The sequence below is a fragment of the Microbulbifer guangxiensis genome (assembly GCF_021729075.1).
GTDB classification, from domain to species: Bacteria; Pseudomonadota; Gammaproteobacteria; order Pseudomonadales; family Cellvibrionaceae; genus Microbulbifer; species Microbulbifer guangxiensis.
In genome coordinates, this window is sequence record NZ_JAJSAQ010000002.1 from 622,845 (window position 1) to 645,751 (window position 22,907).

A 22,907-nucleotide genomic window follows, 5' to 3' on the forward strand; every position below is an offset into this window, starting at 1 on the left:
GGGTGAGACTAATCTTGTTGCCAGTTGATCCTCCGCGGCCATTGTCTTCGTATCGCCTCTATATACCAGAGAATGTGGAGCTCATTGATTCAAGGGAACCCCATGAACAGCAGTAACGAACGATGCATGGACAACTTTATTGACTGGGTAGAGTCGCGAAACGCCGATGAGCCGGAATTTATCCAAGCAGTGCGCGACCTGGCCTGTGATGTCTATGCGTCCTACTCGGAAAGAAAAGCGTGGCAATCGGCGAAAGTACTCGAACGACTGAGCGAGCCCGACCGAATTATCAGCTTCCGGGTGTGCTGGGAGGATGATCGAGGTGACATCCATGTCAACCGCGGATGGCGCGTCCAGCATTGCGGCGCGATCGGCCCCTACAAGGGGGGTATCCGCTTCCATCCATCGGTCAACACCTCCATTCTGAAATTTCTCGCGTTTGAGCAGACCTTCAAGAGTGCACTGACTGGCCTGCCTATCGGTGGTGGCAAAGGGGGCTCTGATTTTGATCCGCGCGGTCGTTCCGATCGTGAGATCATGCGCTTTTGCCAGGCTTTCATGAATGAACTCTATCGCCATATCGGCGAAAACACTGATGTGCCCGCCGGGGATATCAATGTAGGGCGCCGGGAAATTGGCTACCTGTTCGGTCAGTACCGCCGCCTCGCCAATACATTCAGCGGCGCACTGACCGGTAAGGATATCGAATTCGGCGGTAGCCATGTACGAATGGAGGCCACCGGCTATGGCCTGATTTATTTCCTGCGCTGTATGCTTGCCCGTCGCGATCAGGACCTGGAAACTCAACGTGTCGCGATCTCTGGCTCGGGCAATGTCGCCCTGCACGCCGCTCAGAAAGCCATCGACCTGGGCGCCAGAGTTATCACGCTCTCTTCAAGTAAAGGGGTACTGCATCATTCCGAAGGTATCCCTGGCAAGGAGATCAACCGGGTAATCGAATTGCGCATGGACAGCACGGAATTATTGGAAAAAATCCGTGCCGCTGCCGGTGGGGACTGGCATGAGGGAGAAAAACCTTGGCAGTTCGAGTGTGATATCGCCTTGCCCTGCGCCACCCAGAATGAGCTCGATGGTGAGGATGCAAAGGCGCTGGCGCAGAACCAGTGTCTTATCGTCGCAGAGGGAGCCAACATGCCCTGCACAGAAACCGCCATTGAAATTTTCAAGGACAGGAAAATATTGCATGCACCGGGCAAAGCTTCCAACGCCGGTGGCGTGGCGCTCTCGGGACTGGAGATGGCCCAGAATGCCTCGTTCTCACGCTGGGAGCAGCAGCGCCTTGACGAAAAACTGTTGGAGATTATGCAGGATATTCACAACCAGTGTGTAAAGCATGCCGGTGAGCACGACGGTTATGTGGATTATCACCGTGGTGCCAATATCGCCGCTTTTAACCGCGTTGCCAGTGCGGTATTGGCTCAGGGCATCGGTTGATCCAGCCAACTCACTCAGCAACGGGCGTCCCACTACACAAGCCTGCAGCAACCGCCTGCTGATCCCTGTTGCCGCCCAGCCATCGCCAAACCGCTGAAGGCCTGCCTTTCAGCGCTATCCTGCTCCCTTTATCGCACCGATGCGGTAGAAGCCATTGCGGGGAGATTCCCGTAATATACGAAGCAAATCGATCACAGGGGAGCCCGGAAATGGCCCACCGCAATCAATTCCAGCTGCTCGGCAGCCGTCGATTCCTGCCGTTCTTCACCACACAGTTTCTCGGCGCTTTCAATGACAATGTGTTCAAGAGCGCACTGATGGTGATGATTGCCTTCCGCCTGGCAGCGGATCAGGCAAATACGCTCAACAACCTGGCCGCTGGCCTGTTTATCCTGCCGTTCTTCCTGTTCTCCGCCACCGCCGGCCAGCTCGCCGACAAGTACGACAAAAGCCTGCTGATCCGCCGTATCAAGCTGGCGGAGATCGGCATCGCACTGCTTGGCGTCTACGCGCTTGTCAGCGGCAACAATAACCTGAGCCTGCTGGTGCTGTTCCTGCTGGGCGTGCAGTCGGCATTTTTCGGGCCGATCAAATACGCCATCCTGCCCCAGCACCTGCAGCGCAACGAACTGGTGGGCGGTAATGCGCTGGTGGAGATGGCCACCTTCGTGGCCATTCTCTCCGGCACCATCACAGGCACCATCCTGTTCGGCATCGGTGATAGCGAAAGTGGCGGCACCTGGTGGGTCGGCGGTGTCATCATCGCCGTTTCCATGGCCGGCTACCTGGTCTGCCGTAGCGTGCCGGCTGCACCCGCTCCGGTACCGGATCTACAGATCGACCTGAATCCCATGCGCCAGACGGCGCGTCTGCTGCGGGAGATCGTCAAGACACCGGCCATTTTTTATTCCATTGTCGGCATTTCCTGGTTCTGGCTGCTGGGCGCAGCCTACCTCACCCAGATCCCCAGCTTCAGCAAGAATGTGCTCGCCGGCAGCGAGAGCCTGGTAGCGCTGCTGTTGTGCAGCTTCACCATTGGTGTCGCTATCGGCTCACTGCTGTGCGAGCGGCTCTCCGGTGGCCGCATCGAACTGGGGCTGGTGCCTCTGGGAGCCGCCGGGCTCACCTATGGCGGCGTAATGCTGGCGGTCATTGGTGGTGGACTGGAGCCATTGCAGGAACCGAGCCTCACTGCTTTCTGGCATAGCCCCGGAGCACAGGCCTTCCTCGCACACCTGGTGCTGATCGGCATTTTCGGTGGCTTCTATATCGTGCCACTGTACGCAATGATCCAGGACCGCACAGAAAAAGCCCTGCGCGCACGGGTGATTTCCATCACCAATATCCTCAATGCGCTGTTCATGGTGATCTCGGCAATCCTTGGCATCACCTTCCTGAACCTGCTGAACTTCAGCATCCCGGAATTCTTCCTGGTGATCGCGCTGATGAATGCCGCGGTAGCAGTGTTTGTTTTCAACAAGGTGCCGGAATTCGCCATGCGTTTCCTGGTATGGCTCCTCTCCCACACCATGTATCGGGTCAGGCATGAGGGGCTGGAACAAATTCCCGATGAGGGCCCGGCCATCATTGCCTGCAACCATGTGAGCTACGTGGATGCGTTACTACTGGCCGGGGCGGTACGCCGGCCGATCCGCTTTATCATGTACAAGCCCATCTACGAGATTCCGGTGCTGCATTTCATCTTCCGCACCGGCCGCGCCATCCCCATCTGCTCGAAGCAGAAAGACCCACAGGGTTACACCCGCGCCTTCGAGGAAATCGAGCAAGCGCTGAACGACGGCGACCTGCTGTGCATCTTCCCCGAGGGGCAGCTGACCAGGGATGGCGAGCTCGCGCCTTTCAAGGCGGGTATCGAGAAGATCCTGCAGAAAAATCCAGTGCCGGTGATCCCCATGGCCCTGCGCGGCCTGTGGGGCAGCTTCTTCAGCCACAAGGATGGCAGCGCCTTCAGCACCTGGCCGAAGCGCTTCTGGTCAAGGGTCAGCGTGGTGGCTGGCAAGCCACTGGATGCAGCTTCCGCGCGGGCAGAGGAGCTCGAGCAAGTAGTACTGGGATTGCGAGGTGAGCAGCGCTAGATCACCAGCATAGCCGCAGTTGCCAGGACTCCAGTGACACTACCCCACGGGCTTTCATGCGGGCGCTGGGGGCGACTCGTTATTGTCCTCTGGCCGGAAACTGACCCAGCATGCGAATGACGTTAGTCTGCACTGGCCATAGGATCGTGACCAAGTCGGCCTTGTTCGCCTCTTTTCTTCCCAGGATGATCCGTCACGGGCTGAACAGTGGGCGCAGGACATGCAACTGGAGGGTGTTGCCGTTGAATGCCTCAGGTTAACGGATCGGACTCCCCGGCTCACAGTTCCTCTTCAGGTAGGTCGGGGCGTCAATTACCTATCCCCGGGATTGCCCCTGGTCGGCTTGTCGTATAGCGCGCGCAGCTCTTCCTTGGCCTGCTCCAGCACTGCGCGCTGCTCGTCACTGAGGCTTTTGCCTGCACGATTGATATAGAAGGTGAGCATCGACATGGCAGAGCGGAAAGGGTCTGACTTCCTTCGCCGGCTCTCCTCCGCAGATTGGCTCAGCGATCGGGCAATCTCGCCCGGATCCTGCAGGGTAAAGACCCCCTCTTCAAGGTCGAGTGCGTCGCTTGTCTCCGTGACCTTTTGCGACCACTTGGCCGACTGCGGGCCTGCCCCCTTGCCTTCTCCTGGCACTGCGTCGCCCTACCAGTGCTCTGGCGCACTCAGCGCAGCCGCACAGCCAGCCACCCCGGCCACTTGCTCCAACACACCGGGTTTCAGCTCCAGCGCCATCCACGCTTCAGGGTAGGCCAGGTCATGGGGTGCCTTCACCAGGTGACCAGCGCGGAAACCAAAGCGTGAATAGTAGGCAGGATCTCCCAGCACAAATACCAGTTCAATACCGCCTTTTTGCAAGAGATTGAGCCCTTCCTTTACCAGGGCAGTTCCGATGCCCTGCCCGTGGTAGCGTCGCAACACCGCCAGGGGCGCCAGGATGGAAGCACTAACTGAGCACTCCCCCTCAACATGCACATTGGTAAAGATCACACAGCCAACGGGGTCGCCCGCGCCTTCGGCCACCAGCACCAGACGAGGTTCTGCTGTGACGTCCTGCAGCAAGTCCACTGCCAGCTGCGCCACTGTCGCACCCTCCTCTTCCTCGAAAGCGTCCAGGTGAATGGTGCGAATAAGTTCGCCCTCATTGGGGCCTGCTGTGCGTATCGTGATTGACATTACTCCACCTTGAATCTCAGCGCCTGACTTATTCCAGTGCCTAACTAATTCGCCTGACGCCGGTAGCATGCTTTCTCGGGAGGGTTGAAGGGCAGAGCCGGCGACTGTCAGATCGTCTCTGGACTAAGCCAGTTCAGCCATCTTTTGGCCAACATGTGCCAGAACTTCATTCAGATCATCGGTTGGGCTGAACTCAACGCAGTGCGTATCTGTCTCAAATCTCACTGAATGACCAGGCCGAAGATAGTAGGTCTCACCTGGACCGATCCTTGCAGACTGGCCATCAGAATAATCAACAATGACTTCCCCTTTAAAAACATACCCCCAGTGGGGACACTGACAAGAGTTGTCTTTCAGGCCATTCAATAGCGGCGCAAAGTCTGTACCGGGAGCAAACTGCAGGTGGCTAATGGTCATTCCACCAGCCTCTTCAGCCTGAACTCGCGCGGACGGGATATCCATTACAGTTTTCATTTCAGCTATTTTACAATGCATCTTTCTCACCTTTTTATTGACTCAACAGAGCCATCTTATTGACTTAGCACAGCCATACAAATCTTGCCCCACATGCGATCGCCTCTGTTTAAGAATCCAGCATAATTTTCTGTGTGAATGAGCTGGTGACGGCCGCCCTCCAACAATACTAATCGGACGCCACCTGGGAATCCTTTATTGATTTATCGCCCTTATTAAGACCGTAAAAGAGGGGAAGCAAAGCTGCCATCACTAAAAAATAAAAAAACTGGAGAGATTCACTCTCCGTGATTGCAAGCCCGACAAGGGCCGCACTGAACATCATACTTAAACCGAGGAACCTCGAAGCTGATTTCGGCTTATCTTTTCGGCAGCTCACTGAATCTTATCCTCTTTGATATTATTTGATCCTGCAGTATACATAACACCCAACCAAATAGCGGTCTAAAAATGCGCCACGCACGTATCAATATTGAGAAATTGCGTTCAACCTAAAATTGGCACAAAGGTTATAGGCATCCCCCTCAATGGATTCTCTAGAGTGAGAAAAGAACTCGTCGACACGCCGGGAAGATGATAGCCACACGAGCAAAATCACAGCAAAGCCTCCCTGAGCAATGCTGACCATCCATTGGATTTTCCTGGCCGCACTTTCTATGAACTGCCGAAAAACCAAAAACCAGCAATATCTGGATAGCCATTCCGCAGTAATGGCCTAGCCTACCCCCCCATCTGCATCAAAACCACACCGTGGCAACTCCCCAGCATTCTAGACGCTTGATTGCGTTAAAATAACGCCAAGAAGAGAGGGCTAACTGATGAGCAGAAAGCGCCATTCAGGAGAATTCACGCATCGATGAGGGCTTGCCATCAAAACTGGGCTCGTCATCATCGCGCAGTCGCAAAACATGACCAATGAAATTATTACGATCTAGGAGCCTTATGTCCGCATAACTCTGGAGGCAATAATCAGGAGGCCAGCACCATCACGCCCAAACCAATAAAGCCGGATTGAATACCATTGCCTCGCCGGGTTTAGCGGATGCCGCGCCGGAACCACCAAGGTCCATAGTGCGACCATGGAATGAAACAAAAGATACCGCTTCTGCAATATAGGTTGAGATACAATACATAATGCACAGAATCTGTTTTTGCATCTCAGGCATTATGCTTGTGCAACCTTTATAAAATCCACGAAATCTCACAGCGATAGTGAATGGCATCAGCTTTCTGCAATACAGTATGAGACCAGCAGACGCGACCAAGAGCGAGCTCAAAATAGAACATGACGCAAACCACTGCAGCATACCTCTCCTGACCCCTTCCATCACGTCAAAGCTGAAAAATGAGCACCCACTGAGACCAAAGACATGCGCTACTGATATGGGAAGCATTTGCGACCCCAAGCAACAAAAGCCCTACAGAGCAACTCACATAATGCGTGCGGGGCCAAGGAAAATCATTCTTCAACCAAGCCTAAATTTCGACTGTAGCATTAAGCGCATTTAGCAAAAAAATGAATGCACCCACGGCAACGATACCGCCAACCACTGCGACACTCTTACCCACGGCAACTTCCCTTAACTGCAAGGCAACCACATCATCTATTTCCACTCGGCTTTCCAAGCCAATGATATATACAGAATTCACCTCAGACACAACCAACGCCAATGCGCCGTCTTTCTTGGTAAATACCACTATCTCATCACCAGGCTTTATAATTTCACCTTTTCTTATTTCGTCTCTCAGCTGCTGCGATGACATCTCCACGCCTTCAAATGTGGCACAACCAGAAATCAAGCTCACCGAGAATAAAAGAACTATCAGGACAACTCTCATAGCCCACCCCCTCCGTCAAAAATAAAGCTTCCCCGCCTTACCTTATCGCCATATGGCCCAGCCCCTACTGAGTCCAAGATACAGGGAGGTAACCCTACTGAAATTAGGACTTACCAAACGAACACAGCAGCCACCCTTCAGCCAGCCTGTTCGTGTTGATGCAAGAAAGCTGATAGCCTTCACACACAAGAAAACAGGTTTCCAGCCTTATAAGGGCCTTAAATCTCCTGCCAAATCACTTAGCATCTACTCCGACAACTACAAGTTGCAAGCGACCGATATACAAGGCACACTTGGCAGCCCCTGGTGCAAAAACTCGGTGACGAGAGGGACCAGCATCGACCAGAAGACAAGGCCGCTTCCGTAACCGACAGGTTCACCAGCTTTGGAGGAGCGGCCTGTGCTCAGCACTAAAACCACCCCTCACCCAGCCCAGGTCCTGACGTCACCTTCAGCGGCACCGCCCATAGCTTCCCCTAAAACAGGACAAATCTATGGACACAGAGGCTTCAGAGCTTTGCCCTGGAGCCCATCATACTCAGGCGAACTTGGGGCTCACTCCCCACTGATTTTCCTCTTCACTATCCATCACCAGAAAAACGATCAATACAATGCCGCCGATAACGGGGATGAGTGCGAGAAGCTGCCACCAACCACTTTTCCCTATGTCGTGAAGACGGCGGGCGGTGATACTGATATTGGGGATAAGCAGTGCTAGAGCATAGAGACTGGTGAACAAAAGCGTACCGAATATGGCATCCACGATACTGAAGCCAATATAGAGCACAAAATAAACAAGCACGAACATCCAGTATTCTTTCCGGCGGGCCCGCCCCGTGAAATCAGCATACCTGTTCAGTGCGTCCAGAAAATATTCCATAGGGATCCTTATTCAATATTGTTATTCCGCGAATACTCCAGCAGCGTCAAAAATTCACAGATGCCACTTTCGCTTTACTATTCGATTACCACTGGCCAAGAAAACCCTGATCCAGCAGGAAAATCAAGCCAAAGTTGACACCCCGCTGCCTTATTGCCCCTTGAGCACCTAATCTGCACGGATAATTTGCCATACGCCTGCTGTATCTTTTATTTTTGTGGGCCTGATACCACGGAAGGGGACGCTTCGGACCTGCAGCTTTGGCTGCCCAGCACCGTAGGCGCCTGTACCCAGACACAAAAAACCCCGCACAAGGCGGGGTCCAGTCAGTTAGCAAGCTTCAGCTCTTGCTGGCTTCGCCGGCATCAGTTTTCAGTAGGGACCCGACCCAGGTCGCCCTCCATTTCGGAAGCGAGGAAAGACATCACCACCCAGGCAGCGACGTTCTGCTTGAGGATCTCCGGGTCCACCTTGTCCAGGGTGTCATTGGGCGTGTGGTGGTAGTCGAAGTAGTCGGTACCATCCTGATACAGGCCGAAGGCCGGCACTCCACGGGCGACGAACACGCTGCTGTCGGGACCGCCGGAGGACTGATTGTTGCCACGCTTGATACCGAGCGGGGCCAGCAGTTGCATCATCTGGTCGGCAATGTCGAACTTGGTTTCCGGGAGGCGGGTGTCGAAGCGCCAGATCTTGCCGGCACCGAAATCCGATTCGGATACGGCAATGATGTTGTCCAGCTCGCCCTGATGTCTTTCCACATACTGCTTGGCGCCGACGAGACCGATCTCCTCGGCTCCGTAGAGGATCACCCGCAGGGTGCGGCGTGGGCGCTGGGGCAGCTCGGCGATCATGCGCGCGGTTTCCATGACGATGGCAACGCCAGCGCCGTCATCCAGCGCACCGGTGCCTTCATCCCAGGAATCCAAGTGGGCGCCAATGATCATCACTTCCTCGGGGTTTTCACGGCCGGTGATCTCGCCGATCACGTTGAACGAGGGGCCGTCCTCAAGGCGCTGGTTGTGTACGTCCAGGTTCACCACCACCGGCTGGCCGCGCTCCAGCATGGCTTCCAGCAAATTGGCGTCCGGGGCGGACAGGGCCAGGGCCGGGACCGGATTCTCGACGCCGTCGATGGACATCATGCCGGTGTGGGCGAAGCGGTCGGAATCGGTGCCCACGGAACGGATCATCAGCGCGGCAGCCTCTTTCTCGGCCGCGGCACGCATACCGCGGCTGCGGCCGCCAACGGCCGGGCCATAGCCCTCACCGGTACGGGTACGCTCCATACGCTTGTTGATGAATGCAATCTTGCCGCGGACTTTCTCCGCCGGAGCTTCGATGAGTTCGCTCACATCGCTGAACTCGACGATCTCAGCAGTCAGGCCCTCTTCCGGAGTGCCGACGCTGTAGCCAAGAGAAGAGACCACCAGCGGCTGCGGGAAGGGGGACACCACTCGGGCATGGGCATGGCCGCGGTTCCAGCGCGGCACTTCGATCTGCTCGGTGTAGACCCGGTCAAAGCCCAGCGCTTTCATTTTCTCCTGCGCCCAGGCGACGGCTCGGCGGTCGCCTTCGGAACCTGCCGGCCGCGGACCCACCTCAACGGTGAGAGACTCCACGATGCTGTAGGCATCGGAAGACTCCAGCGCGCGGTCCCGCAGCACCTCGGCCACGGAGAGGTCTTCCTGGGACAGGGGCTTGGCAGCGGCCGTGGTGACGGCAAGCGCGGCGAGGAATCCACTGGTCATGGCCAGCAGGGGTCTGAGTTTCATTGTGGTTACCTTCGGTCTCAAGCGGTTTACAGCGGTTTGTTTTCTTCGTCGATCAGGGCCAAGAGCCGGCGGCGCACATCGTGCAGCCGCTCCAGCCCGGCCCCGGTGAACAGGTAGGGCAGCATGCCGGTGTACTCGTCCTCTTCAATGTCGAGACACTCGAGCCGCAGCGCTTCCAGTTCCGGGTCATGGCGCATGGGGTAGCCCACCAGCACGCGCCACTCGTTATCGTCGGCCTGGCCGGCGATCACATCTTCCAGTCCCTTGAGAAAATCGCGCCGCTCCATGCGAAAGCGCGGGGTGCGCATATGCATCAACGCCCAGATTATCAGGGCGAAGACGAGGAATGAAAGGACGATGGTCAGCAGGATCGTCATCCTTTCAAGCCTCCAGCAGCAGTTTGACTGCGATCGCCACCGTGGCCACGATGATGACCGGGCGCACCAGCGCGGCGCCGCGGGCGATCACCATGTTCGAGCCCAGCCGGGCACCGATGACCTGGGCCACCCCCATGCACAGCGCCAGCCCCAGCAACAGGTGCCCGCCAGCGATGAAGATCACCATGGAGGTGAAATTGGTGGCCAGCACCAGCGGTTTGGTATGGGCCGTGGCCCGCCGCATGTTGTAACCCAGCAGTGCCGCGAAGGCCAGTGCATAGATGGACCCCATGCCCGGGCCGAAAAAACCACCATAGAAGCCGACCCCGCCACCGATCAGCAGATTGAACATGCCATTACCCATGCGCGGCTTGCTGTCCACATCCGCGATTCGCGGTGAAATGGCAAAGTAGATGGCGATCGCAATCAACAGGATGGGCAGCAATGTCTGCAGCTGCTCACCCCCCAACCGGGTCACCGTCCAGGTCCCCAGTGCAGCGCCGACCACCGCAACCAGCAGCCCGGGCCAGAGGGGACGGAAGTCCAGGTGCCCGGAACGGAAATAATTGTGGGTCGATGACAGTGTGCCGAACACGCTCTGGAACTTGTTGGTACCCAGCGCGTCCAGCGGTGGGACACCGGCCCACAATAGAGCCGGCAGGGTGATCATGCCCCCGGCACCGGCGATGGAGCTGATGAACCCCGCCGCGAACCCCACTGCCGTCAGCAGCAGGTAGGTCAGCGGGGTGAGGTCACCAAGCTCCGGCACGATTATTCCGCCGTGCTCTTTTTGTCATCCTCGACCAGGTCGGTCTGGTTTTCCGGCTTGCGCCCCTGGTATTTATGGAAGCGTCTCTGGATTTCACGCATATCCGTTTCCAGGTCACCGGTGGGCTGATACAGGGAGTCCACCACGACACGCTTGTTGGGGAAGTCCCAGGCAATAAGCAGGATCGGTACCTTGGCGGCATAGGCGATGCGCAGAAAGCCGTTCTTCCACTTATGCACCTTTTTACGCGTGCCCTCTGGCGTGATGGCCATCCACATTTTTTCCCGCTCGCGGTAGGCGCGGGCCATCTGCTGGGCCAGACCACCGGGAGCGGAACGGTCGGTGGGCAGACCGCCCAGCCACATGAAAAAACGCTTGAACGGGAAAAAGAAGGCCTCTTTCTTCATCATGAAAGAGACCTGCACCTTCAGCGCCATGATCATCGGCATGGCGATGACAAAATCCCAGTTGGACGTATGTGGGGCCAGCGCCACCATCAGCTTTTTCTCTGCCGGCAGGTTGCCATCGAAGCGCCAGCCCAGCAGCTTGATGATCAACAGACCGATACCACCGGTAACCCGGTTGCCAAAACGGGGAACCTCTGGCGGTAACGCTTTTGGAATTGTGCTCACGTTCTTGTTATCTCGCATGACTGCTTCCGTCAATCCGCGGCAACCTCTCCCTGGCCTCCGTCGGTTCTCACTGTTCGATCAATGTTCCCGGGTGGCGTAGAAGCGGATATCCGGGTTACGCTCCTCCGCCAGGGACAGGTTGACCCGTGTCGGCGCCAGGTAGGTAAGGTGCCCGGATCCATCCAGCGCCAGATTAATGCTGTTCTTGCGCTTGAACTGCTCGAGCTCTTTCGCGCTCTCGCTGTCCACCCAGCGCGCAGTGTTCACGTTGACGTTCTCGTAGATGGCTTCCACCTTGTACTCGTCTTTCAGGCGGTAAGCCACCACTTCGAACTGCAGCACACCCACCGCGCCGACGACGATGTCGTTGTTGTCCAGCGGGAAAAACACCTGGGTGGAACCCTCCTCGGACAGCTGCTGCAGGCCTTTCTGCAGCTGCTTCAGTTTCAGCGGATCCTTCAGGCGGATGCGGCGGAACAGTTCCGGTGCAAAGTTGGGGATACCGGTGAACTTGAGGCTCTCACCCTCGGTGAAGGTATCGCCGATCTGGATGGTGCCGTGGTTGTGCAGGCCGATGATGTCACCGGCAATGGCCTCCTCCACATGGGTACGGTCGCCAGCCATGAAGGTCACCGCATCGGCGATCTTCACATCCTTGCCGATACGCACATGCTTCATCTTCATGCCGCGCCGGTAGGTACCGGAGCAGACGCGCATGAAAGCAATGCGGTCACGGTGCTTCGGATCCATGTTCGCCTGGATCTTGAAGACGAATCCACTGAACTTGTCCTCAGACGGCTCCACGGTGCGCTCGTTGGTTTCACGCGGTTGCGGACCCGGCGCCCACTCGACGAAGCCATCCAGCATTTCACGCACACCAAAGTTGCCGAGTGCGGTACCGAAGAACACCGGCGTCAGCTTGCCGGCCAGGTAGGCTTCCAGATCGAATTCATGAGTAGCGCCGCGCACCAGCTCAATCTCGTCGCGGATATCGTCGGCCTCATCCCCGAGCAGTGCGCTGGCCTCGTCGGAGTCCAGCCCCTTGATCTGCACGTCGTCAGGAATCGTGTGTCCCTGCCCCTGCTTGAACACGTGAATGGTGTCGGTATAGAGGTTGTATACACCCTTGAAGTGCTGTCCGGAACCCAGCGGCCAGTTGATCGGTGCCGCCTGGATATTCAGTACTTCCTCGATCTCGTCCATCACTTCGATGGGGTCACGGATATCCCGGTCCAGCTTGTTGATGAAAGACAGGATCGGCGTGGTGCGCAGGCGACACACGTTCATCAGCTTGATGGTGCGGTCCTCGACACCCTTGGCGCCATCAATCACCATCAGCGCGGAGTCCACTGCAGTCAGTACCCGGTAGGTATCCTCGGAGAAGTCCTCGTGACCGGGCGTATCGAGCAGATTGACCACCCGCTCCTTGTACGGGAACTGCATTACGGAAGAGGTCACGGAGATGCCCCGTTCCTGCTCCATGGTCATCCAGTCCGAGCGGGCGTGGGGCCCTTTTTTGCCCTTGACGGAACCGGCGAGCTGGATGGCGTTTCCGAACAGCAGCAGCTTTTCGGTCACGGTGGTCTTACCGGCATCCGGGTGGGAGATGATGGCGAAGGTACGGCGGCCGCCAATACCCGCCAGGGAAGCGCTTTGGCCCATAATCTTTAAATTCGGTATCTCGGCAGATCTGCACAAAAAACAAGCCGCGCATTATACACGGCGGCGGGCTCAACAGGGCGGCTGTTAGACTGCGGTTTTTTCCCGAACCAAATGCGGGGCAAGAGTCACGATGCACAAACTGAACAGAGGTGGACTATGAGTCGGGAGCGTCTGGAAGCGCTGCGAGAGGAGCTGAAACGCCGGGGAGTCGATGGCTTCCTGGTACCCCGGGGCGACGAGTACCAGAACGAGTACGTACCGCCTTCCGAGGAGCGCCTCGCCTGGCTGACCGGCTTCACCGGTTCCGCCGGCCTCGCCGCCATGGCCAACGACCACGCCGCGCTGTTTGTGGACGGCCGCTATACCATCCAGGCGCAGCAGCAGATTGGCGACCAGCCCCTGGAACAGCAGGACCTGAACCCGAATGCCATTGCCGGCTGGCTGTGTGACAACCTCAAGGCCGGCGACAGTCTCGGCTTTGACCCGCGCCTGCACAGCGAGCCGGGCCTGGCGCCATTGAAGAAGCGCCTCGCCGAACGGGACGTCCGCCTGCAGCCCCTGGAAACCAACCCCATCGATACCATCTGGAGCGACCGCCCCGCCGTGCCGACCGGCCAGGCACGCCCCCATCCGGGGACCTTCACCGGGGAATCCTCGCAGGAGAAGCGCCGGCGTATCGGCGAACTGCTGGATGACAAGCGCGCCGACGCCCTGTGGCTGGCCAACCCCGAGGTATGTGCCTGGCTGTTCAATATCCGTGGCAGCGACATCCCCCACCTGCCGGTGGCCCTGAGCTGCGCCATGCTCTACCGTGACGGCAGCGCCACCCTGTACCTGGCCGAGACCGCGGCCAGCAACGCCCTGCGGGACCACCTGGGCAGCGGCGTAACGCTGGTCCACGACAAAGCCGACTTGTTCGAGGCGGCGCGCCGCCAGCATGTTGCCCGCATCTGGGTGGACCCACTGCTGACCAACTGCTGGACCCTGCAGCAGCTGCGCGCCATGGATCTGGAACTGATCCTCGAGCGGGACCCCATCACCGGCGCGAAGGCCCTCAAGAACCCAGTGGAACTGGCTGGCAGCCGCGCCGCCCATGAGCGCGACGGCGCTGCCCTGTGTGAATTCCTCGCCGCACTCCCGGATGCAGTAGACAACGGCGTCGCCGATGGCAGCTTCGGCGAACTGGAGGCGGTCGCACTGCTGCGCGCCAAGCGCGAACAACGGGAGGGCTTCACCGACGACAGCTTCGACTCCATCTCCGGCTACGGCCCCAATGGCGCCATCGTGCACTACCGGGTCAGCCCCGAGTCCAGCCTGCCCATGAAGCCCGAGGGCATCTACCTGATCGACTCCGGCGGCCAGTACCCGGACGGGACTACCGACGTGACCCGCACCGTGGTCCTGGGGGACTTTCCCGAGCAGGCCCGGGATCATTTCACCCGGGTGCTGAAAGGCCATATCGCCCTCGCCACCCTGCGCTTCCCTGCCGGCACATGCGGTGAGCAGATCGACGCCTTTGCGCGCAAGGCGCTGTGGGACGCGGGCCTGGACTATGCCCACGGTACCGGCCACGGCGTCGGCAGCTTCCTGTCCGTACACGAGGGCCCGCAGCGGATCGGCAAGGTGTGCACCGGCGTGGCGCTGGAGCCGGGCATGATCCTCTCCAACGAGCCCGGTTTTTACCTCACCGGCCAGTACGGCATTCGTATCGAGAACCTGATCTTCGTCAAGGAGAGCGAGCAGCACCCCGGCTTCCTGGAATTTGAGGAGCTCACTCTGGCCCCCATCGAGCGCAAGCTGATCGACAAGCTGCTGCTGACGCCGATGGAGCTGGAGTGGCTCAACAATTACCACCAGCGGGTAAGGGATACGCTGATGCCGCTGGTGGACGACAAGACCCAGGCATGGCTCAAGCAGGCCACAGAAAAACTCTGACAGCAGGGTCCGCTTGTTTGCGACGCCTCCCGGGAGGTCTCAGGCGAGGCCTTCCGCCCGGGAGCCGGTAGGGTTGCCAAAGGCTTGCACCGTGCGCCGCAACCACCACCAGGCCAGCGCACCCACGATCAGGTTCGCCGCCGCCGTGGCCGCGAACAGGCCGGTAATGCCCCACAGCTGGTTACCCACCCATGCCAGCGGCAAATAGATTCCGAGCACGCGCAGGAAGGAAATCATCGTGGCCGGCAACGGTCGGCCGAGTCCATTGAAGGCCGCATTGGCCGACATCACGAAGCCGTAGCCGGCGTAACTGAACGGCACCAGGGTCAGGTAGGCCACGGCCACCGCCAGCACCTGCGGTGAGTCGCTGAAGAGCGCCGCCACCGGCTCCCCGACGAGGTATAACACCAGCGCCAGGCACAAACCGAAGCCGCAGCAAAAGCGCGCCAGCACACTGACGGTCAGGCGCATCCGGCCCGGTTTTTCCGCGCCGGCATTCTGCCCCATAAAGGGCCCCACCACCGACGACAGGGCATAGAAGACGATCAGCGCCAGCGGCTCGATGCGCAGCGCAATGCCCAGACCGGCCACCGCATCGGCGCCGTGCGCCGCAACCAGCGCCACTACCACACCGCCGGCCATGGGGATAATCACATTGGTGGCGATGGCCGGCAGCCCCACCGCCAGCACCGCGCGCCAGGAGGCCAGCAGTTCCGCCAGAACTCTGCTCGGCGGTGCCAGCAGGTGCTCACGCACACCGAGAAAATAGAACGCGGCGAAAAAGCTCAGGCTGCGGGCAATCACCGTGGACAGGGCCGCGCCCTGCAACTCCAGCCGCGGGAAACCCAGCAGGCCGAAGATCAGCAACGGGTCCAGGATCAGGTTGAAGACGGCTACCCCCACCATGATGCGGCCAGTGATGGCGCTGTTGCCGATGCCGCGCAGCGCCGACAGCGCCACCATCGGCACCACGGCAAAAATCGCCCCCAGATACCAGATGACCATGTAATCGGCGATCAGTGGCAGCATTGCCGGCTCCGCACCCAGCAGGCGGAACAGGGGCTCGATGGTAAGCAGGCCGACGGCACTGATCACGAGCGCGATCAGCAGCGCCAGCAGTGCGGCATCGGTGACCAGGCGCCGCACCCGCGCCATGTCACCGGCACCATAGGCCCGCGCCACTGCCGACGAGGTTCCGGCACCGAGACCGATGGCGAAACTGTTGATCACCATCACCACCGGGAAACTGAAGCTCATGGCGGCCAGCGGCGCGCTGCCCAGCTGGGCGACGAAATAGGTATCCACCACATTGAAGGACATGGTGGCGAGGATGCCCCACACCATGGGCAGGGCCAGGCGGCGCAGATGTCCGGCAACCGGGCCTTCGATCAGGGATGGATTTCTTGCGGCTGTGGCCATGGAATATTGTTCGGTCGTTGCGATTGCGTGGATTGCACTGCTCTGGGTGGCCCTGAAAACGGCGAGCGGCTGGCGCCGTCAGTGCAGAGGCAGACTCATGAGCACCGCGTCTTCACGGGCGCCGTCATCTGCCGGGTAATAGCTGCGGCGGACGCCATCTTCGCGGAAGCCGAGGCCCCGGTAAAGGGCCCGCGCTGCCGTATTGCCAGCACGGACTTCCAGCAGGACTGATTCGACATGCTCCGGCAGCTGCCGGCACAGGGCGGACAGCAATGTCCGGGCGATGCCGCGGCGGCGCCACTTCGGCGAGACCACCACATCCAGCACCTCCACTGCATCCGGCAAGGGCATCAGCACACAGCAGGCAATGGCAGTGCCGTCGGCCGCGCTAAGCAGCCAGCAGGAGTGACCGGCACGGACGCTGTCGAGGTACTGGCCCTCGGTCCAAGGATGGGACTGGGCACTGCGGGACAGCGCCGCCAGCGCGGCACAGTCCTGCTCGCCGGCCTGACGCAACTCGGCACCGGGGACCGGGGAAGCAAATACAGGAGTGGAGCTCACCGGGCGCGGGTCTGCTCGGGATACACGGACTGCAACAACTGCCACACCTCGCGCTTGCGCTCCGGCGCCTGTAGCAGTTCAGACAGGCTCGGCATGGACAGCAGGCGAATGCCGTTCCAGTCGGTCACCTGGCCTTCCAGCGGCACCGGGGCACAGAACTCCTGTGCCTGCTGCCCCATCAGCCAGATGGTTTTCACCGGGCGGCGGGCGCTGGCGGCCTCCAGCCAGATGGAGCAGGTATCGCGGGCATCGCTGGCGCTGGCCGCCGCGGCGAAACGGTTTTCCGCCAGCGGCCAGCGCAGGCGGTCCTGGTCCCGGGGGAGGTCGTGCCAGCGCAACGCCCGGGCCATGTTGTTGAACAGGGCTTCCACCGGCAGGGCGGCGCCGGGTTCCCGGCTGTCCACGGCCAGCAACTCGTCACCAAGCCACCAGCAGCTGAGCACGAAGGGCTCTACGCGGGTTTCCGCAGATGCGGGCACCGGCGCAGCGGCCGGTGCTGCCGCCGGCGGACGCGTTTCAGCCACCAGGGATTCCAGCTCCCGCGCCATCTGTGGCGCCTGAGCTGCAGTGGCCGGGGGCTGCGCTGCCGGTACCTCCCGCGCCACCGTGTCGAGGATCTGGTCGGCACTGCGCGGCAGCGGATTGGATGCCGGCTCCGCCGGGGCAGCGGGCAATTGCGCCTGCCTCGGTGCCGGAGCCAGCGGCAGCACATAGCGGGGCACGTAACTGGGTACGCCCAGCGCCTCCAGATATTCCGCGCGGTGTCGCTCGTGCATCAGACGCCCTGTCGCTTGGGCTCACCGCTGGCGAGCAGGTTGAGGGCATCCAGGTAAGCCTGTGCCGAAGCCACCAGGATATCGGTATCCGCACCCACACCGTTAACGAGGCGACCATTGCGCTCCAGGCGCACAGTCACACTGCCCTGGGAATCAGTACCCTGGGTGACCGCATTCACCGAGTAGAGCTTGAGGTCGGCGTTGCTGCTCACCACAGACTCGATGGCCTTGAAGGTGGCGTCCACCGGGCCGCTGCCATCCGCTTCCGCACTGACCTCTTTGCCATCGATCATCAACTGCAACAGCGCCCGCGGGCGGGTGCCACTGCGGCTGTGCACATCGAGGGCGGCCAGCTGATAGTGCTCCACCGGCTCTTCGGCACCGGCAACGATGGACTGCAGATCCTCGTCGAAAATCTCGTGCTTCTTGTCTGCCAGGTCCTTGAAGCGCTGGAAGATGATCTGGAATTCTGCCGGGTCGTCGAAGGTCACTCCCAGCTCTTCGTAGCGGGCCTTGACCGCGGCACGGCCGGAGTGCTTGCCGAGCACCAGGCGGTTCTGGCCCCAGCCCACGTCCTCGGCGCGCATGATCTCGTAGGTTTCGCGATGCTTGAGCACACCGTCCTGGTGGATGCCGGACTCATGGGCAAACGCATTGGCACCGACAATGGCCTTGTTGGGCTGCACCGGGAAGCCGGTGATGGAAGATACCAGGCGCGACGTGGGCACGATGTGGGTGGTGTCGATGCCGGTCTCCACCGGGTACAGATCCTGGCGGGTGCGCACCGCCATGACGATCTCCTCCAGGGAGGCATTGCCCGCGCGCTCGCCGAGGCCGTTGATGGTGCACTCCACTTGGCGCACGCCGTTCATCACTGCCGACAGGGAGTTCGCCACCGCCAGCCCCAGGTCGTTGTGGCAGTGGGTCGAAAAGATGGCCTTGTCGGAATTGGGCACGCTCTCGATCACGCGCCGGAACATGGCACCGTATTCCTCCGGCTCACCGTAACCGACCGTATCGGGAATATTGATGGTGCCGGCGCCGGCGGCAATCACCGCCTCGATGATGCGGTACATGAATTCCGGCTCGGAACGGCTGCCGTCTTCCAGGGAAAACTCGACATCGTCGGTGAACTGCCGTGCGTGCTTCACCGCCGCCACTGCCTGCTCCAGAACCTTCTCCGGCTCCATCTGCAGCTTGTACTTCATGTGGATCGGGGAGGTAGCGATAAAGGTGTGGATTCGGGAGGCGTTGGCCTTCTTCAGCGCCTCACCGGCGCGGATGATGTCCGGGCCGACCGCGCGGGCGAGACTGCACACGCGCGAATCCTTGACGGACTCGGCCACCGCCTGCACAGCCTCAAAGTCGCCCTGACTGGCGATGGCGAAGCCAGCCTCGATCACGTCCACCCGCATGCGCTCCAGCATACGGGCAATGCGGATCTTCTCGTCTTTGGTCATGGAGGCCCCGGGGCTCTGTTCGCCGTCGCGGAGCGTGGTGTCAAAAATGACTAATTTATCTTTATTGGTATTCATCGGTGCTCATCTCCTCGTATAGAGCGAGGCTAAACAGCGCCTTTGCCGCTGTCTACGCGCTGATCAACATACAGTGTGGAATTCTGTCGGAGGGGGTCGAAATAAAATTATCTGCCACAGCGGGATAGTCGCAGCGTGGGCGCGGTAGGGCGGCAGCGAAGCCAGAGTGCGAGCTTGGCAGCGTACATGGGAATAGCAGGTTTCAATCAGTATCCAGGTCGCCGACTATAGACGGAGGAGAACGACAGATCAACGCCCATCCTAAGCAAGGGCTTTTTCAGTCAATTCAAAGCAACACACCCCAAACAAATCGACCCCACCCCGAAACAGTCATCCTAAACCTCAGCGCCTCCCTCAAGTTCCTCGACCAGCTGCCAGAGCCGCTGCCGCAGCGCCGCCAAGTCTTCGCGATCGCGTTCAGCGACCCGCGCCGAACCGCTCAACCACTCGCGGGCGCTGCCCTCCAGTGCGCGCCCGGCGTCAGTCAGTGCGACTTCTGTCACCCGCTCGTCTGTCACACTGCGGCGGCGCCGGACCAGCCCCGCCTGCTCCAGCCGCTTCAGGAGCGGCGTCAGGGTACCGGAATCCAGCAGCAGCTGGCGCCCCAGTGCCCCCACGGTGGCAGGGCCATCCCGCTCCTGGCTCCAGGGCCACAGGGCCAGCATTACCAGGTACTGCGGATAGGTGATGCCCAGTGCCTTCAGCATCGGCTGGTAGGCGCGGGTGACACTACGCGAGGCAGCGTAGAGGGCAAAGCAGAGCTGGTTGCCCAGCGCGAGGGGGTCATCACCCTCGCACGGGGCAACCGGCAGTCGCGGCGATGCCGGCATCAGAGCAGCGCCTCGATCTCGGCCTCCAGCGACTCGGGCTTGTCCTTGGGCGCAAAGCGCTTCACCACCTGTCCGTCGCGACCGATCAGGAACTTGGTGAAATTCCACTTGATGGCTTCAGTGCCCAGCAGGCCCGGCGCCTCTTTTTTAAGGGACTGGAACAACGGGTGGGCGCTGTCCCCGTTCACCTCCACCTTGGAGTAAAGCGGGAAGCTGACCCCATAGTTGAGCTCACAGAAAGACTGGATCTCCTCGTCACTGCCGGGCTCCTGGGCACCGAACTGGTTGCAGGGGAAGCCCAGGACCTCGAAGCCCTGCTCACGGTACTTCTGGTACAAAGCCTCCAGCCCCTTGTACTGCGGAGTGAACCCACACTTACTGGCGGTATTCACAATCAACAGGACTTTGCCGGCATGCTCGCCGAGGGTCGTCTCGCGGCCATCCTGGGTTTTCAGGGTCTTTTCATACAACGCACTCATGACAGCTCTCCTCTCCCTTTAATAACTGCACACAATTTAATTGCGCGCAATTGATTTGGCAACCTCGCCTTTTCGGCGACTTTTACCGCACTCGGAGCCGATATCGCCGGCAGATCGCGGCGCGGGGTTTAAACTGAGAATAATTATCAATAATATTACGGTCTTTATCGTGTCCTTCCCGAGGCCCTGCCCGGGATCACAATGAGCGGAAACCCCATGCGCCTGAATTGCCTGATGCGCCACTGCATATCTCTGACTCTCACCCTGCTGCTTTCCTGCCAGGCCCTGGCCGCCGGAGGCGGGCAACCCGTCACGCCGCAGGAGATGCGGCAGCTGATGCAAGTAGCGGAATACATCGGCGTGGATTACCCGGAAGCGGTGGCGGATGGCAAGATCATCAACGCGGGCGAATACGAGGAGATGGAGGAATTTTCCCAGCTGCTCTCCGATACTTCCGCGCGCCTGGGGCGGTCGCCAGCAGCCGACGCCATCCGCTCGGAGGCCGCGGCACTGCAGGCTGCCATCCAAGCCAAAGCGACGCTGGCAGTCATCAAGGGTCACACCTCGCGACTGCGCCGTGAGCTCCTGGCACTTGCGCCGGCCCTGACGCTACCCCGCAGCCTGCTGGGTGACGAGGCGGTGAGCGCGCTCTACCAAGACAACTGCGCCGCCTGTCATGGGGAGAGCGGCATGGGCGATGGCACGCTGGCGGCCCAACTGGATCCACCGCCGATCAACTTCCACGACCGTGAACGGGCGGAGAACCGCTCCCTGCTCGGACTGTATGACGCTATCAGCGAGGGCCTGGAAGGAACGTCGATGACCGCTTTCCCGCAGCTGTCAGAGCAGCAGCGGTGGTCACTGGCCTTCTATGTCGGCGGCATGGCATTCGAGGGGGCCTCCGATGCCGGCGAGAGCGCCACGCCGATCACCCTGGAGGAACTGGTGATGTACAGTCCCCAGGTCCTGCGGGAGAACAAACCCGCCCTCACCGAAAGTGCCATCGCGGCACTGCGGGCAGACCCGAGCCCGCTGTTCAGGACGCAGTCTGGCGGCGCAACCGGCAGTCCGATCGAACACGCCCGCAACCAGCTGCAAAACTCACTGGTCGCTTACCAGCAGGGGGATTATCCAGCAGCTCGTACCCTGGCGATCAGCGCCTATCTGGATGGCTTTGAGTTGACGGAGAGTGCACTGGACTCTCGTTCACCGGCCCTGCGCCAGTCCATCGAACGGGATCTGCTGGCAATCCGCGGCATGCTGAACCAGGAAAGTGCCCCCGCCGAGGTCCAGGCTCAGGTCGATGCCGTCCTGCAACGGCTCGACGAAGCCGAGCAAACCATCGGCGGTGAAAGCCTGTCAGGCACAGCAGTTTTCCTCGCCAGCCTGCTGATCCTGCTGCGCGAGGGCCTGGAGGCATTGCTGGTGGTCATCGCGCTGACCACCATCCTGATCAAGACCGGACGCAACGATGCGCTGCGCTATGTGCATATGGGCTGGATCGGCGCTTTTGCCACCGGCTTGCTGACCTGGGTCGCCGCCCAGCACCTTGTGACCATCAGCGGCGCCAGCCGCGAGATCATGGAAGGCGTGGCCGCCCTGTTGGCCGCCGCGGTGCTTTTCTATGTGGGGTACTGGATGCACAGCAAGACACAGGCCCAGCACTGGCAGCAATACATCCGCGAGCGCATCAACCAGAGCCTCAGCTCCGGCGCCCTCTGGGGCATTGCGGGCCTGGCCTTTATCGCGGTGTACCGTGAAATTTTTGAAACCATCCTGTTCTATCAGGCCCTGGCGACCCAGACCCATGCCGGTCAGACCTCCACCCTGTGGGGCGGCTTTGCCAGCGCAGTCGCGCTGCTGGCTGTATTCGGCTGGGCCATGGTGCGCTATTCCGCCCGCCTGCCCATCGGCAAGTTCTTCTCGGTCACGACCGTGATCCTGCTTGGCCTGTCCTTCGTTCTTGCCGGCAAGGCCGTTGCGGCGCTGCAGGAGGCCGCCCTGGTTCCGATTACCGCTCTCCCGGTGTCCTTCTCCCTCGACTGGCTCGGCATCTATGCGACCTGGCAGGGTATTGGGCTGCAGCTTGCGATTCTCGTAGCGGCGGGATGGCTGTGGCTCAGCGGGCGGCAACCCGCTGGGGCTACGGCGACAGCGCAGTAGTTACCACAGGACCGCTGCATTCAGGAAGCAGCGGGAATAGCAAACCGCCACAAGCTGCCCGCGCCATGGAG

At 60.1% G+C, this 22,907-nt stretch carries 20 protein-coding genes; 4 read left to right on the plus strand and 16 right to left on the minus strand.

The window, feature by feature from the left end; genetic code table 11:
* The first annotated feature begins 102 nt into the window (after positions 1-102).
* Together gdhA and LVD12_RS06855 are read left to right on the plus strand one after the other, a co-directional pair.
* Positions 103-1,455 (plus strand): NADP-specific glutamate dehydrogenase, encoded by a 1,353-nt coding sequence (gene gdhA, locus LVD12_RS06850; RefSeq protein ID WP_237066762.1) that lies wholly within the window; start codon positions 103-105, stop codon positions 1,453-1,455.
* 209 nt (positions 1,456-1,664) lie between these two features.
* Positions 1,665-3,551: an MFS transporter gene (locus LVD12_RS06855; protein ID WP_237066764.1), complete on the plus strand. Its 1,887-nt coding sequence runs from the start codon at positions 1,665-1,667 to the stop codon at positions 3,549-3,551.
* A gap of 312 nt (positions 3,552-3,863) precedes the next feature.
* Here the strand turns inward: LVD12_RS06855 and LVD12_RS06860 are convergent, their stop codons facing one another.
* The 10 genes from LVD12_RS06860 to prfC form a co-directional block, all read right to left on the minus strand.
* The gene (locus tag LVD12_RS06860) at positions 3,864-4,190 is read right to left on the minus strand and encodes a DUF3175 domain-containing protein (RefSeq protein WP_237066766.1); all 327 of its coding nucleotides are present in this window, start codon (positions 4,188-4,190) and stop codon (positions 3,864-3,866) included.
* Positions 4,191-4,199: 9 nt separating this feature from the next.
* Positions 4,200-4,730: a GNAT family N-acetyltransferase gene (locus LVD12_RS06865; protein WP_237066768.1), complete on the minus strand. Its 531-nt coding sequence runs from the start codon at positions 4,728-4,730 to the stop codon at positions 4,200-4,202.
* A gap of 123 nt (positions 4,731-4,853) precedes the next feature.
* Entirely contained in the window at positions 4,854-5,225 is a 372-nt protein-coding gene (locus tag LVD12_RS06870) for a cupin domain-containing protein (protein ID WP_237066770.1), read from the minus strand.
* A 1,455-nt stretch (positions 5,226-6,680) separates the two neighbouring features.
* Positions 6,681-7,043: a hypothetical protein gene (locus LVD12_RS06875; RefSeq protein WP_237066772.1), complete on the minus strand. Its 363-nt coding sequence runs from the start codon at positions 7,041-7,043 to the stop codon at positions 6,681-6,683.
* Between the two features lie 538 nt (positions 7,044-7,581).
* Positions 7,582-7,923, minus strand: a complete 342-nt coding sequence (locus tag LVD12_RS06880; RefSeq protein ID WP_237066774.1) for a DUF805 domain-containing protein — start codon at positions 7,921-7,923, stop codon at positions 7,582-7,584.
* 365 nt (positions 7,924-8,288) lie between these two features.
* The gene (locus LVD12_RS06885; protein WP_237066776.1) at positions 8,289-9,698 is read right to left on the minus strand and encodes a M20/M25/M40 family metallo-hydrolase; all 1,410 of its coding nucleotides are present in this window, start codon (positions 9,696-9,698) and stop codon (positions 8,289-8,291) included.
* Between the two features lie 26 nt (positions 9,699-9,724).
* The gene (locus tag LVD12_RS06890; RefSeq protein WP_237066777.1) at positions 9,725-10,075 is read right to left on the minus strand and encodes a hypothetical protein; all 351 of its coding nucleotides are present in this window, start codon (positions 10,073-10,075) and stop codon (positions 9,725-9,727) included.
* Positions 10,076-10,079: 4 nt separating this feature from the next.
* Entirely contained in the window at positions 10,080-10,844 is a 765-nt protein-coding gene (locus tag LVD12_RS06895) for a TSUP family transporter (protein ID WP_237066779.1), read from the minus strand.
* A 2-nt stretch (positions 10,845-10,846) separates the two neighbouring features.
* Positions 10,847-11,494 (minus strand): 1-acyl-sn-glycerol-3-phosphate acyltransferase, encoded by a 648-nt coding sequence (locus tag LVD12_RS06900; protein WP_237066781.1) that lies wholly within the window; start codon positions 11,492-11,494, stop codon positions 10,847-10,849.
* A 60-nt stretch (positions 11,495-11,554) separates the two neighbouring features.
* Positions 11,555-13,138: a peptide chain release factor 3 gene (prfC, locus tag LVD12_RS06905; RefSeq protein WP_237066783.1), complete on the minus strand. Its 1,584-nt coding sequence runs from the start codon at positions 13,136-13,138 to the stop codon at positions 11,555-11,557.
* Between the two features lie 156 nt (positions 13,139-13,294).
* Between prfC and LVD12_RS06910 the strand changes: the two genes are divergently transcribed.
* Positions 13,295-15,073, plus strand: coding sequence for an aminopeptidase P family protein (locus tag LVD12_RS06910; RefSeq protein WP_237066785.1), 1,779 nt, complete (start codon positions 13,295-13,297; stop codon positions 15,071-15,073).
* Between the two features lie 39 nt (positions 15,074-15,112).
* Here LVD12_RS06910 and LVD12_RS06915 read toward each other — a convergent pair whose 3' ends face one another.
* The 6 genes from LVD12_RS06915 to LVD12_RS06940 all read right to left on the minus strand — a co-directional run bounded on the left by LVD12_RS06915 (position 15,113) and on the right by LVD12_RS06940 (position 20,673).
* Positions 15,113-16,492, minus strand: a complete 1,380-nt coding sequence (locus tag LVD12_RS06915; RefSeq protein WP_237066787.1) for an MATE family efflux transporter — start codon at positions 16,490-16,492, stop codon at positions 15,113-15,115.
* A 78-nt stretch (positions 16,493-16,570) separates the two neighbouring features.
* A complete protein-coding gene (gene rimI / locus LVD12_RS06920; RefSeq protein ID WP_237066789.1) occupies positions 16,571-17,053 on the minus strand; it encodes a ribosomal protein S18-alanine N-acetyltransferase in 483 nt (160 codons plus the stop codon).
* A complete protein-coding gene (locus LVD12_RS06925) occupies positions 17,050-17,829 on the minus strand; it encodes a uracil-DNA glycosylase family protein (protein WP_237066791.1) in 780 nt (259 codons plus the stop codon). The genes rimI and LVD12_RS06925 overlap by 4 nt, the downstream gene beginning before the upstream one ends.
* A complete protein-coding gene (locus LVD12_RS06930; RefSeq protein ID WP_237066793.1) occupies positions 17,829-19,364 on the minus strand; it encodes a 2-isopropylmalate synthase in 1,536 nt (511 codons plus the stop codon). Before LVD12_RS06930 ends, LVD12_RS06925 begins: the two co-directional genes overlap by 1 nt.
* A 335-nt stretch (positions 19,365-19,699) precedes the next feature.
* Positions 19,700-20,194, minus strand: coding sequence for a MarR family winged helix-turn-helix transcriptional regulator (locus LVD12_RS06935; protein WP_305080511.1), 495 nt, complete (start codon positions 20,192-20,194; stop codon positions 19,700-19,702).
* The gene (locus LVD12_RS06940; RefSeq protein ID WP_237066794.1) at positions 20,194-20,673 is read right to left on the minus strand and encodes a glutathione peroxidase; all 480 of its coding nucleotides are present in this window, start codon (positions 20,671-20,673) and stop codon (positions 20,194-20,196) included. The genes LVD12_RS06935 and LVD12_RS06940 overlap by 1 nt, the downstream gene beginning before the upstream one ends.
* A gap of 216 nt (positions 20,674-20,889) precedes the next feature.
* Here LVD12_RS06940 and LVD12_RS06945 point away from each other — a divergent pair, with 216 nt between their 5' ends.
* Positions 20,890-22,836, plus strand: a complete 1,947-nt coding sequence (locus LVD12_RS06945; protein ID WP_237066797.1) for a cytochrome c/FTR1 family iron permease — start codon at positions 20,890-20,892, stop codon at positions 22,834-22,836.
* Positions 22,837-22,907 lie beyond the last annotated feature (71 nt).